Origin of the sequence: Lysinibacillus sp. FSL R5-0849 (genome assembly GCF_038595075.1) — a bacterium.
GTDB classification, from domain to species: domain Bacteria; phylum Bacillota; class Bacilli; order Bacillales_A; family Planococcaceae; genus Lysinibacillus; species Lysinibacillus fusiformis.
In genome coordinates this window covers 2,582,483-2,594,508 of sequence record NZ_CP152004.1, presented here as the reverse complement: position 1 = coordinate 2,594,508, position 12,026 = coordinate 2,582,483, and the positions used below count along the sequence as shown (strand labels likewise).

Below are 12,026 nucleotides of genomic sequence, written 5' to 3'. Positions count from 1 at the left end.
TAATTACTATTTTAGGAAACTCAGCATGAATTGTATAGTTGTAAATTGAGAATAAAAAATTAGACTAGTAAGGTGGGAGAAAACTGATGAATATTTTTGATCTCGTTGTTGCCATAGTTGGTGAGGATCCAGTGACATTACCGAAGGCTAGTGGAGGTACAAGTGATCAAGTGTATACAGAAGTACAACATCGTGTATATTCGCTAAATTATCGTATTAAGGAATATGAGCAAAAGATTGCGGAGGTGCATAACCGCATTCCATTTGTAGAAGGGGATAGAGAGGTTGAAGTCCTCCATAGATTACTAGATGGGAATAGCATGCGTTCAATTGGAAAGCAAATGAGATTATCTAGTATGACAATTTTTAGAGTAAGGAAGTATATTTTGAGTCAGATGATGAAGTAGCCGAAAGGTTACTTCTTTTTTGTTATTTTTAAAAGTATTGTTTCTTCAACTGAAGGAGCAATTTAGTTGAACAAGGGTAGATGGTAAATTATGATAAGAATAGAAATAAAGTAGGGGGATTTCTAATGTATACAGACAATAAAAAAGTTTTGAAATTAGTGGAATTTGATAAAAATGATGTCTTAGGCTTAGTAGAACTTTCTACATCAGTTGGCTGGGATTATGATGAACAGGAAATTAGAACTATTTTGTCATCTGGTAAAATATACGGACATAAAAATGCTGTGGGGAAAATTGTTTCGAGTGCTGCAATAATACCTTATGATACTGATTTAGCTTCAATAGGTATGGTTATTGTTAATGAAGAATATAGAGGTTTAGGCTTAGGGAAGAATGCTACTCAGAAGTGTATAGACAGTGTTTCTCAAAATACCTCTATAATGTTAATTTCAACAGATAATGGAAAACCTTTATATGAAAATTTGGGTTTTATTACTGTCGATTCTGTACATAAGTATTTAAGCGATAATTATATTCCAACTAGATTGTTTAATAATCTTCAAGAAATTACTCTAGAGAGCTACCAAGAGAAAGACATTAATGAAATTATTGAATTAGATTCAGCTGCATTTGGAGATAAGAGGGGGAATTTGCTTCTTAACAGGATAAATCAATCCAAACAATGTTTAGTTGTTAGAAATCTAAAGGGGAAGATTATTGGATTTGGAATATCTATATTAGGTCCAGAAAATCTATTAATAGGACCTATTGTAGCACCAAATTCACAAACAGCTGCTTTAATAATAGATGGGTTAGTTATTAATCATCAAGGAAAGATAAGGATTGATGTGTCATCCAGTAATGACGAGTTAATGTTCTTCTTGGAGAAAAGTGGATTTATTAAAGTTAGTAATCCTCCAATTATGATAAAGAACTCTATTAAAATGCCATATAGGAATAAAGAGTTGTTTGCTATTGCTGCACAAATTTTTGGTTAGGGATACCAACATCCGTATTCAACTAACAGAAGCTTTTAATAAAGTTGTTAATGTAACGTTTGGAACAAATATAACAAAAGGAACAAATGTAAAACATGTAGCATGTTTTGTGATAGGAAAAATATGATGTAAACTCGGAGGGAGGTCGGCGCGAGGTGGGGATGTATGAGATATGGCTAGACCAAGAAATCCGAAACGTGATGAAGCATTTCAAATGTGGCTTGAAAGCAAAGGGCAAATGCTCCTGAAGGATATTGCAGAGCAGTTAGAATTATCCGATTCGCAAATTCGAAAGTGGAAAAACTAAGATAAATGGGATGATCAATTGAAAGGTAACGTTACCAAATCCAATGGTAACGTTACTAAACGTAGTAGGGGTGCTCCTGTAGGCAACAACAATGCAAAGGGTTATGGTGCACCTAAGCAAAATAAGAATGCTGTTACACACGGTTTCTTTCAAAAGTTCCTGCCCGAAGTAACACTTGAAATCATGGAAGCCATGAACGAACGTTCTCCAGCTGATTTAATCTGGGATCAAATACAGATTCAGTATGCTGCAATCATAAGGGCACAACGAATCATGCACGTTACAGATAAAGGTGAAATGATTAAGGAGCTCAAAAAGGCAAAGTACGAATACTATCCACGTTCTAAGGAAGAAGGTGGTGGTGTGGAGCAAGCTACAATCGAAGAAGAATACAACTTGCAATTCGCAGGGGAACGACAGGCGCAACTACTCACTGCTCAATCGAGAGCAGTTGGGGAGTTGCGTTCTTCTATTCGTCAGTTTGTTTAGAGGGCAGATCAGGATGACGAGCTCAGGATTAAACTTGAGCAGATGCAGTTGAACATTGATAAGACTAAAGCTGAAATGGAAAAGCTTGATGAAAAAAGTGAAGGAACTATGGAAATTGTCATCAAGAGAAAGTGAGAAGGGATGATTTCCTATTCGACTGGAGTTGCAAAACTCAACTTTTAGTCGGTGGGTATGGTTCTTCTAAATCATATCGTGTGGCACTCAAAATACTTTTAAAGTTGTTAGAAGAAAAACGTACAGCTCTTGTCGTCCGTGAAGTTTACGATACGCATAGAGAAAGTATGTTTTCTTTGTTTACAGAGATCATAGAAGACTTAGGGTTATCTGGCTACATGCTTTATTACGCATGGTTGTAGATCATGAGAATAAGTGTGGTATGGGCTGGATGATTATGATGTTGCCAGTGTGAAAGGGGTCAATTCAAAATAAGGAAGTGGTACAGTGAACGAATACATTGCTTATATCGATGAGAAAGGCGTTACACCTCTTTTACTCGATAAGCTAATTTCAGAAACAAAAGCAGAACGTAACAAATGATTACTCTACTACAATTGGTATAAAGCTGAACTATTAGCAGTGCCAATTTTAACACGTAAACCAACCGATTATGCGCAAGGTAATGACCATGTAGTTCGTGTTGACGACAAGGTGAACAATACTCTTAATAATCCTTTAGATGCTGAAATAATAGATACAAAGGTTGGCCACATGTTCGGTAATCCAATTTCATACGTAGTAAACAAGCAAGTTCAAAGTCTCTCTATGTTTCAGTTGATGATAAAGAGGTTATTTAAGCAATTCCTTTCAATCGTAACGCTTGGCATTGCGGAGACGGCGGAGGCAGTAATGATCCTAACACTTTAAAGAAAGGTAATCGTATTTCTATTGAGGTAGAAATTTGCTACAGCAAAAGTGGTGGTGTTCGTAATGGAGTTGCAGAAGAAAATGCAGTTCAGGCATTTCAACATTATTGAAACAGTATGGCTGGGTATTGAGCGAGTGAAGAAGTACCAGGATTGGTCAGGGAATATTGTTCACATCGAATATTAAGTGAAGAACGGTGGGATAGTTTCTTGAAACGAATTGAAAATGCTATGAATGAGAAAAATGATTTAATTGAAAAGGATGATGATACTATGAAATTTACTAACAAAACACTTAAAGCTGCAGTTCGTGACTATCTCAAACAAGCAGTGTACAAAAAGCTGATTGATAAATCACATCTTGCATGTTAAATAGTTGTTGAAATTATATTCAAGTTCTTATATATTAAAAGAGACTGAAGGGTATCTTTTTGGAGGTTTAAATGAAAAAAGGTGAATTAACTAGGCGCAATATTATTCGAAAATCTTCTGCGATTTTTAACAAAAAAGGTTACATGACAACAACGATGAGTGACATTATTCAGGAAACAAATATTCAAAAAGGGGGGATATATCGACACTTTAAGGATAAAGAGCAGTTGATGGTTGAGTCTTTTCATTTTTCAACTGAAATCATGCAGGAGCATTTAAAGATGAGTGTTTCAATACACGAACATGCAACAGATAAATTAATCGCATTTGTGGAGGCTTTTCTACAATTAAGTTCAGGAAAACCCATAGTAGGTGGATGTCCTATTTTTAACGCAGCTATAGAAATGGATGATTTAGAAGGGAGTACATTACTGCCATCGATCAAAGAAGCTATGGATATGTTGATAATGTGGATAATGAATATTATAGAGGATGGAATTAAGCATCAGGAGTTGAAGCAGTCAGTGCAGCCGTACGACACTGCGATTTATATTGTGTCAACACTTGAAGGCGGACTCGTCTTAGATAGATTAAAGAATGATGGACAATTAACAGAGATCATAATAAATAATTTGAGGCAATATATCGCAATGATTGCTAACTAGCGGCATTAAAGCCGTCTTTTTTATAATCAAAAAGAGACCGTTCGGTATCTTGTGTGGAGGTGTTTTTATGAAATATTTCTTATTCGTTGCTTTCATAACAATTATTTTCTCTCTAAGGAGATATATCATTCTTCATATTTTTACACCGAAAATGAAAGAGTGTAAAAAATACCCGAATTCGACTTATGAAAACATTGAAATAGAACTCGGCATTGGGACAGTTCGAGGATGGCTTATTAAAAGTGAGCAGGCAAGAGGTTGTTTTCTACTGATTCACGGGTGGAGCTCTAATAAATCAGACATGTTGCGGTATGTCGATCCCTTATTAGCTAACGGTTATGACGTAATAATTGTGGATGTTATTGGTCATGGGGAAAGTGAGTCAAAACAAAAACAAGTAAGTATTGCATCGTTTGTTCAAAGTATAACATCAACGATAGATTATGTATGGACGAGACCAGATATTAATAGTAATGCGATCTACGTTTTAGGACATTCAATGGGGGGGATTGCTGCAAGTATTGTGAATTCTACAGATTTTAGGTTACAAGCACTTATTACCGATTCAATGCCTACATCATTAAAAAGTATTAGCAAATCAATGGCAGAGAAAGTAAAAATACCGTATATTCCTTTTGGCTGGCTATTTGTCAGTTGGTTTTTATTACGGGGAGGTGTTTTTTTAAAAGCAAGAAGAGAATGGTGTTTAGAAAATATATTAAAAACACAACAGTCCCCAGCTCTAGCCATACACTCAATTAAGGACAAAAAAGTGCCTATTTCAAATGTGGATGTCCTAATAAAAGGTAGTAATTTTAAACAAGTAATTAAAGTTGTAACAAAAGGTCACCATAATTGTGTGAAAGATGAATTTTTTTGGGATAATGTTTTTCATTTTATAACAAGTAATGAGGGGGAAATAATAGATGAAGTATATTGATACACTTGTGATTGGTGCAGGCCCAGGAGGATACGTGGCGGCTATCCGTGCTTCTCAAATGAAGCAAAACGTAACAATTGTAGAGCGAGAGTATTTAGGAGGAGTTTGCTCAAATGTCGGCTGTATCCCATCAAAAGTACTGATTTCAGTAGGTCACCGTTTTGAGCAAGCAAAGCATTCAGATGATATGGGTGTTGTTGCACAAGGAATAAAACTTGACTGGACAAAAGTGCAAGAATTCAAAAAAGGCGTAGTTTCTAAATTAGTAGGTGGTGTTGAAAGTCTATTAAAAGGCAACAAAATTGATATCGTGAAAGGTGAAGCATCCTTCATAGATGCAAACACTGTACGTGTCATCGACGGCGACAACTCACAAACTTACACATTCAAAAATGCAGTCCTTGCGACAGGTTCTCGACCAGTTGAAATTCCAACATTCAAATTCACTGAACGCGTAATCAACTCAACTGGTGCACTTTCTTTACTAGAAGTACCACAAAAATTAGTTGTTATTGGTGGTGGTTATATCGGTACTGAGCTAGGATCTGCTTACGCTAACTTAGGTTCTCAAGTAACAATCATTGAAGGGGGCAAAGACATCTTAGCTGGTTTTGAAAAGCAAATGACACAAGTTGTGAAAAAAGGCTTAAAGAAAAAAGGCGTGGAAGTTATTGTTGGCGCATCAGCTAAAGGCGTGGAAGAAAATGAAAACGGCGTAGTTGTAACGTATGAAGCTGGTGGAGAAGAAAAAACAGTTGAAGCGAACTATGTATTAGTCACTGTAGGCCGTCGTCCAAATACAGATGAAATGGGTCTTGAAGCAGTAGGCATCAAATTCGCAGAACGAGGTTTATTAAAAGTTGACAAACAATGCCGTACTTCAGTACCCAATATTTATGCAATTGGCGATATCATATCTGGCCCACAACTTGCGCATAAAGCTTCTTATGAAGGTAAAGTAGCTGCAGAAGCAATTGCTGGCGAAAAGTCAATCGTAGATTACTTAGCAATCCCGGCTGTCTGCTTTACGGATCCAGAACTTGCAACTGTTGGCTACAATGAAAAGCAAGCAAAAGCAGAAGGTATCGAGGTGAAAGTAGCAAAATTCCCATTTGCTGCAAACGGCCGCACATTAACTTTAAACACAGCAGAAGGTTTTGTGAAGCTTGTTGTACGCAAAAAAGATGAGGTATTAATCGGTGCTCAAATCGTAGGTGATGGTGCATCTGATATGATTGCTGAGATGGGTCTTGCAATCGAAACGGGCATGACTGCTAAAGATATATCTTTAACACTTCACGCTCACCCAACTTTAGGTGAGATTACAAGGGAAGCTGCTGAGGTAATTATAGGGAGGCCAACTCATATTATGAAAGCATAATTTTGCTTTAATAGAAAGTTTGATCAAAGATACTAATCTTCCTGCTAAATGAACAAAAAGAAAAAGTTAGTAAAAGTTTATCCTTTGAGAATGAATTGTATCAACACTGGTAGATGTTGTCATTATAATAAAAAGAATATAAAAATCACTCTCATTAAGAGAAGTGATTTTTATATTTTTAGCACCTGCCCAGCATCTTTGATTTTTTAATGTTTGTTCCCGAGTGTACCCCAATTAAGCAGTGAACAACTGGTAAAAAAGGAAACCAACATTTTTTAAAAATATTTTTTTGATCTAATTTTAAATCTTCGTAGAAATACATATTTTAACTTCTTCTAATCAATAGAGCAAAAACCACAGCAAATCAACATTTTTACGCTATAATGTAGGACGAGGTGAAGAAAATGTTTGTGAGTGAAAAACAGATTGAGATTCGATATGCAGAGACAGACCAAAATCTACCATGCGAACTACATCATTTGGATGGAAAAAAGAATAAAACGTTGATATATAAGGGAGGGGAGGGGTCACAGTAAAAGCGAACCACAAAAAGTACCCCAATTTGATGAGAAATCGCTATTAACTTTTATTTTATCCATTTGCAAACTGGTTCATTAGATCGATAGATTTAATTTCGTCTTTTTCAAATGAATGTACATATACTTTTAATATAGTATTTGGGTTATCTCCAAGTATTTTTGCCACTGTAACAAGTGTTTCCCCACGTGCCAGTAAAATGGAAGCAACTGTATGTCTTAATCCATGTGGAGAAATTCTTCTTAAGTTATATTTAGTACAAATCATGTCTAATGCATCTTCAACATAAGTTAATCCTATTGGATTACAACCTTGTCGTGAAATGAAAACAAAATCCTCGTCTTTATGGCATGCTGTTTTCCCATTTCTTCTTTATACACCAGGCTTTATAAATTTTTAACTGCGAATATAATTCATTATTCATACTTACTTTTCGATAACCGTTATCGCTTTTTGGCGGACCAAGACCTGTTCTTGTTCTAGCTTTGTTTATCGTAATAGATTTTGCTTTAAAATCAAGGTCATTCCATGTTATTCCCATCATTTCGCCTTTCCGCATTCCTGTCATTGCTAAAGTAAGAATAGCAGTATATCTAGTAGTAGGATCGTTATCTTTCACGCATGATAGAAAAGTTTTTAATTCTTCCTCAGTATAAAAATTTGCTTTATCCCCAGTAGGTGCGGCGCTAAAATCCATCTTCGTAAAACAATCTTTCGGCTGGATTTCTTCCTCGACAGCATATGAAACAGCTGACTTAAAAACTCTAAATATCTCCTGTATGGTTGCACGTTTTAACTTATAAGAAACCAATTTATCAATTAATTCCCTTTGAAGAGTCATTTTTGTGGGTTTTTGTAACTTGTGATTGCCGATAGGTGGTTTTATATGATTGTTATATGACTCTTGATAATGTATATACGTACCAGGACGCCATACACTTTTCTTCATATCAAGCAAAGTCACAAAATCAAGTATCAAAGCAAGCTTCTCCTGAAACATCCTGAAATGCTTTGTTAAAAAATGGGACCTGAAATCCAACATGCTTTACCAAAACACATGGATGCTGATCGCATTGCTCGAATCGCTTTAACAGCAGTTCGAACATAACTCCTAAATTACTAGACTGCGACCAATTCAGTCTTCTAGCTGCACTTATGCAATCTGCTCAATTAGGAGTGGAGCCAAACACAGGGCTAGGACAAGCCTATCTAATCCCATACGGCAAACAAGTTCAGTTCCTATTAGGTTATAAAGGCTTAATCGATTTAGCAGTACGTAGTGGGCAATACAAGGCAATTTATGCATATGAAGTTTTCCAAGAAGATGAATTTTCTTACTCAAACGGATTACACAAAGATCTTGTTCATGTTCCGTCTCAAAACCCACAGGGTGAACCAATCGGTTACTACGCTGTATACCACTTGAAAAATGGTGGATACGACTTTGTTTACTGGACAAGAGAACGTGTTGAAAAGCATGCTCACAAGTTCTCACAAGCAGTTCAGAAAGGTTGGACAAGCCCTTGGAAAACCAATTATGACGCGATGGCTAAGAAAACTGTACTGAAAGAAGTATTGAAATATGCTCCTAAGTCAATCTAGGTTGATGAAACGATTAAAACAGAGGTTTCCGAGGATATGAGCGATGTTATCGATGTTACGGATTACTCAGTTATTGAAGATGAACTAACTCAAGAGGAATTGATCATTGAACAGTAACGTACCCCACAAAGTCCTTCTGCCTGCTTGGATATTTCAACAGGCGAAGGATAACGATGAAATCAGACGCTTGGTACTGGAATACATGACTAGGTATCCAAACTATAGAGTTATCAAAGTTAGTGGTAGTTTTGCGGTTTGTGAGAAGTTAGAGAGCTTTTTATAGAAGCTCTCCATACTACATTACTTTTCTAACTTTTCAGCAATTCTTAATAGAATTTCAGTTTGTTCTTTTTGGATATTAATGATTTTAAGCACGAACCAGACTATAAATACTATTGGTACAAGATAGAAAACTAATAAAAAGAAAATAGGTATAATTCCAAATAATATTTCCATAACTGTATAAAAACCTCCTTGCTGGATTATTGTACCACGAGTAATTGAATATTGGAGGTCAATTTTAGGCTAGTAATTTAAGATTAAAAATTTAAAAATTTCAAATATTGACCGTAGGAGGGCAAACCTATGTTAACAGGGCAAATTAAAGTTACGAAAGAGGATTTACTTCAGTGGATTGAGAATTATCGTTGGATGGTTGAAACAATTGAGGAAGCAAAGCAGCCGGTAGCGAAGATGAATAACAATAGCTACATTGGAGCTAAAACAGCTATGTATGGCCTTGAAGCAACATTACCAAAGGCAAGTGGTGGAACTAGTGATCCAGTGTTTACAGAAGTACAACGTCGTGTATATTCGCTGAATTTTCGAATTAAGCAATATGAGCAAAAGATAGCAGAAGTGCAGAAACACATTCCATTTGTAGAAGGCGATAGAGAGGTTGAAGTCCTTCATAGATTGCTAGATGGGGATAGCATACGTGCAATTGGCAAGCATATGGGGTTATCTAGCACGACAATTTTTAGAGTAAGAAATAATATTTTGAGTCAGATGATGAAGTAGCCGAAAGGCTGCTTCTTTTTAAAACATTTATTCAACAATCGGGCCATATTATTGAATAACAATTTTTAAAGATATATTACCAAACGACGCTTTGGTAACTTTATTTGCTTAATTAGACTTGGCTCTTTATTCTTAATAAAGGTTGAACAAGTAACAAGAGGGGCGATAAATAGTGAGGATTCAAGAAGTAGAAGGTTATTTGAAAGGAAAAATAAATGTTGATACAGATTCAGTATCGTCAATTTGGACAACATTTAAAGAATTTTGTGAGGAAGATATTGTAGGAGAAGATGAAAAGGAAATTTTATTCGAATGTGGTACTTACCGTAAAGAAATGTTTCATTTTTCGTTTGTACGCCAGTTTACTGAATACGAAGATGATGAATATTTAGGAATGAGCCAGCTTCATTGCAAACTATTATTTACTCCTATTGATGAATTTAAAAAATTACAAGTTACAGAATGGTCAATGGATTTTGAAAGCTTAGATGAATTTTTTAGACATATAGAAAATCTTAAAGTATTTAAAAATATAGTTAATTTAAAACCTAAAACAGTTCAAATTTATCAAGATGAATGTTAAGAAGTTGAGCTGTATATCTGTACATCCAATAACGAAATAACGTTCCCAAATAAAAGTTTGGGTAGACACAAAAGCCAAGAAACGCTGTAAAACAAACGTTACTTGGCTTTTTCATTGGATATTGTTTATACATTTTTATACAAAGGTATATAAAGAGAGTTTACAATAAGACTTTTCAAAATTTTGCAGAAAACATTGTAAGGATGTTATATGAATAAAAACCTGTATATGGAGACTTTCTAAATCTGTATTCTTCTCAATCCTATATTACAATTGCTGGTGGTTTAGGTGAAACGATCTTCAACAATCGGGCGCGATTGAGTAACAAAAGGAACAGATGTAACAAAAGGAACAAATGAAAACATGTATCATGTTTTGTGAAAGAAAAAATATGATGTAAGCTAGGAAGTAGGTCGGCCCGGTAAGGCTTTCCTATATTGGTATTTATAAAAACCAAAATATTAGAGAAAGACCGACCGACGACCGACCTGCGCTGAACAAACTTGTTCGGAGCATGACAGACATGGCCAGCCCATATTTTTTTAAGAGATTAGGTATCTTAATTAATATAAAAGGCTAAAAATGCCTGCAAGTTGAAAGAAATAAATATCGAATGTTATACTTGTCCAAGCAATACTTTAATTATATGGTTAATAAACTATAATCTGGTATTTAAACCAAAAGTGGGAGAGAAGCAAGTGAAACTAACTATGAAATATATCATTCTTTACGTAAATGATTTTGAAAAAACGATGAGTTTTTACAAAGACATTCTAGGTTTGCAAATCAAAATGCAACAAGATACATATGTTGAATTCGACACTGGTGTAACAACTCTATCGATTAATACGCGTAAATCTGTCAAAGAAGAAATAGGTTTAGATGTACCTGAATTAACTTCGTCAACTCAAACTTTTGAAATCGCATTTGTTGTTGAAGATGTGTCTGCAACAATCGAGAAACTCCGTGAACAGGGTGTACCAATCATAAAGGAACCAGCTACAAAACCATGGGGACAAACAGTTGCATATGTAGCAGATCCAGATGGACATTTTATTGAAATTTGCACATTGGTTGAATGATAAGGAAGTTTGTTTAAAATAAATTATTCTTTTTAATAACGACTTGAACTGCCACGTAAAAGTTAGACATCAATCTAACTTTTATGGGGGCTTTTTTCATTCTTTTAACAGAAAGACCGAGATAGCATAAATACCCTTGTTCATATAACAAACTTTTATTTTATAATTTAATAAAGTTTAGATATAGTATCAATAATAAAATAAAGGATCATAAGTCCTATCCCAATTGCTAGAGCCTTACCTGAAGATTTTTCTTTTTGCACATCATTTTGAACTTCGTTTCGTACTCTCTCTGACACTTCTCTCGTTTTTCTCGTTGAAGTATCTTCAAAGATTGTATTACAATATTCACATTTTACAAATACTAAACCATCTCTATATACTTTCTTAAAAGGGTTACTGGCTAAACAATTAGGGCATTTATTCATCAATTTCCACCTCAATTTATCTATCTACTATTTACCATTTTAGGGAATTTGATATGTTTTGTATATATAAATCGATTATCAATTAACTGGAAAGGTTTTCACTGTCTCTGTAGAACTATTTGTAAAGGGGTGTGGATTAAAAATTACGATATAATAGTACCAGTAAAATTTTTATTAAACGTGAACCTGACCATGTACCAATTATAGGTTTATCAAGCTACATCTAACACATGAAGTACATGAAGCACTAAAAGATGATGTGGCTCTAAACCTTTTAAAGGAACAGGGTTACAACGTAATTAGAATGGTCCACAGAGATGAGAATATTATA

At 35.0% G+C, this 12,026-nt stretch carries 14 protein-coding genes and 2 pseudogenes; 13 read left to right on the top strand and 3 right to left on the bottom strand.

Features of this window, described 5'->3' with window-relative positions; translation table 11 throughout:
• The first annotated feature begins 86 nt into the window (after window positions 1-86).
• From MKY80_RS12670 to lpdA, 9 genes and pseudogenes are all read left to right on the top strand, one after another.
• A complete protein-coding gene (locus tag MKY80_RS12670) occupies window positions 87-407 on the top strand; it encodes a hypothetical protein (RefSeq protein WP_107922698.1) in 321 nt (106 codons plus the stop codon).
• Between the two features lie 125 nt (window positions 408-532).
• On the top strand, window positions 533-1,405 hold the full coding sequence (locus MKY80_RS12665; RefSeq protein WP_089987257.1) for a GNAT family N-acetyltransferase: 873 nt from the start codon (window positions 533-535) through the stop codon (window positions 1,403-1,405).
• A gap of 172 nt (window positions 1,406-1,577) precedes the next feature.
• Window positions 1,578-2,336, top strand: a pseudogene (terS, locus tag MKY80_RS12660) (phage terminase small subunit).
• Window positions 2,333-2,539, top strand: a pseudogene (locus MKY80_RS12655) (phage terminase large subunit); the annotation flags it as partial. The pseudogenes terS and MKY80_RS12655, both read left to right, overlap by 4 nt.
• Window positions 2,540-2,798: 259 nt before the next feature.
• The gene (locus MKY80_RS12650; RefSeq protein WP_342529553.1) at window positions 2,799-3,086 is read left to right on the top strand and encodes a hypothetical protein; all 288 of its coding nucleotides are present in this window, start codon (window positions 2,799-2,801) and stop codon (window positions 3,084-3,086) included.
• A 209-nt stretch (window positions 3,087-3,295) separates the two neighbouring features.
• On the top strand, window positions 3,296-3,457 hold the full coding sequence (locus tag MKY80_RS12645; RefSeq protein ID WP_237068888.1) for a hypothetical protein: 162 nt from the start codon (window positions 3,296-3,298) through the stop codon (window positions 3,455-3,457).
• Window positions 3,458-3,528: 71 nt separating this feature from the next.
• A complete protein-coding gene (locus MKY80_RS12640) occupies window positions 3,529-4,122 on the top strand; it encodes a TetR/AcrR family transcriptional regulator (protein ID WP_008177378.1) in 594 nt (197 codons plus the stop codon).
• 67 nt (window positions 4,123-4,189) lie between these two features.
• Window positions 4,190-5,062 carry an alpha/beta fold hydrolase gene (locus tag MKY80_RS12635; protein WP_342529549.1) on the top strand — a complete coding sequence of 291 codons (873 nt, stop codon included), beginning with the start codon at window positions 4,190-4,192 and terminating at the stop codon, window positions 5,060-5,062.
• Window positions 5,049-6,443: a dihydrolipoyl dehydrogenase gene (lpdA, locus tag MKY80_RS12630; RefSeq protein ID WP_089987259.1), complete on the top strand. Its 1,395-nt coding sequence runs from the start codon at window positions 5,049-5,051 to the stop codon at window positions 6,441-6,443. Before MKY80_RS12635 ends, lpdA begins: the two co-directional genes overlap by 14 nt.
• Before the next feature lie 591 nt (window positions 6,444-7,034).
• On the opposite strand, the gene MKY80_RS12625 is transcribed toward lpdA, so the two are convergent.
• On the bottom strand, window positions 7,035-7,280 hold the full coding sequence (locus tag MKY80_RS12625; RefSeq protein ID WP_338138369.1) for a tyrosine-type recombinase/integrase: 246 nt from the start codon (window positions 7,278-7,280) through the stop codon (window positions 7,035-7,037).
• 43 nt (window positions 7,281-7,323) lie between these two features.
• On the bottom strand, window positions 7,324-7,980 hold the full coding sequence (locus MKY80_RS12620; protein WP_170844195.1) for a site-specific integrase: 657 nt from the start codon (window positions 7,978-7,980) through the stop codon (window positions 7,324-7,326).
• Between the two features lie 155 nt (window positions 7,981-8,135).
• On the opposite strand from MKY80_RS12620, the gene MKY80_RS12615 reads away from it, so the two are divergent.
• The 4 genes from MKY80_RS12615 (at window position 8,136) to MKY80_RS12600 (ending at window position 11,267) form a co-directional block, all read left to right on the top strand.
• On the top strand, window positions 8,136-8,582 hold the full coding sequence (locus tag MKY80_RS12615; protein ID WP_342529545.1) for a recombinase RecT: 447 nt from the start codon (window positions 8,136-8,138) through the stop codon (window positions 8,580-8,582).
• A gap of 585 nt (window positions 8,583-9,167) precedes the next feature.
• A complete protein-coding gene (locus MKY80_RS12610; RefSeq protein WP_107922692.1) occupies window positions 9,168-9,602 on the top strand; it encodes a hypothetical protein in 435 nt (144 codons plus the stop codon).
• Window positions 9,603-9,774: 172 nt separating this feature from the next.
• Window positions 9,775-10,185 carry a hypothetical protein gene (locus tag MKY80_RS12605; RefSeq protein WP_089986980.1) on the top strand — a complete coding sequence of 137 codons (411 nt, stop codon included), beginning with the start codon at window positions 9,775-9,777 and terminating at the stop codon, window positions 10,183-10,185.
• A 698-nt stretch (window positions 10,186-10,883) separates the two neighbouring features.
• On the top strand, window positions 10,884-11,267 hold the full coding sequence (locus tag MKY80_RS12600) for a VOC family protein (protein ID WP_237068886.1): 384 nt from the start codon (window positions 10,884-10,886) through the stop codon (window positions 11,265-11,267).
• A 167-nt stretch (window positions 11,268-11,434) separates the two neighbouring features.
• On the opposite strand, the gene MKY80_RS12595 is transcribed toward MKY80_RS12600, so the two are convergent.
• The gene (locus tag MKY80_RS12595; RefSeq protein WP_008177390.1) at window positions 11,435-11,695 is read right to left on the bottom strand and encodes a hypothetical protein; all 261 of its coding nucleotides are present in this window, start codon (window positions 11,693-11,695) and stop codon (window positions 11,435-11,437) included.
• Window positions 11,696-12,026: the final 331 nt, after the last annotated feature.

Excerpts from the sequence above, each read along its gene's own strand:
- MKY80_RS12670 (WP_107922698.1), top strand. The coding sequence starts at position 87 with ATGAATATTTTTGATCTCGTTGTTGCCATAGTTGGTGAGGATCCAGTG.
- MKY80_RS12665 (WP_089987257.1), top strand. The coding sequence starts at position 533 with ATGTATACAGACAATAAAAAAGTTTTGAAATTAGTGGAATTTGATAAA.
- MKY80_RS12640 (WP_008177378.1), top strand. The coding sequence starts at position 3,529 with ATGAAAAAAGGTGAATTAACTAGGCGCAATATTATTCGAAAATCTTCT.
- MKY80_RS12635 (WP_342529549.1), top strand. The coding sequence starts at position 4,190 with ATGAAATATTTCTTATTCGTTGCTTTCATAACAATTATTTTCTCTCTA.
- lpdA (WP_089987259.1), top strand. The coding sequence starts at position 5,049 with ATGAAGTATATTGATACACTTGTGATTGGTGCAGGCCCAGGAGGATAC.
- MKY80_RS12620 (WP_170844195.1), bottom strand. The coding sequence starts at position 7,980 with ATGTTTCAGGAGAAGCTTGCTTTGATACTTGATTTTGTGACTTTGCTT.
- MKY80_RS12615 (WP_342529545.1), top strand. The coding sequence starts at position 8,136 with ATGCAATCTGCTCAATTAGGAGTGGAGCCAAACACAGGGCTAGGACAA.
- MKY80_RS12610 (WP_107922692.1), top strand. The coding sequence starts at position 9,168 with ATGTTAACAGGGCAAATTAAAGTTACGAAAGAGGATTTACTTCAGTGG.
- MKY80_RS12595 (WP_008177390.1), bottom strand. The coding sequence starts at position 11,695 with ATGAATAAATGCCCTAATTGTTTAGCCAGTAACCCTTTTAAGAAAGTA.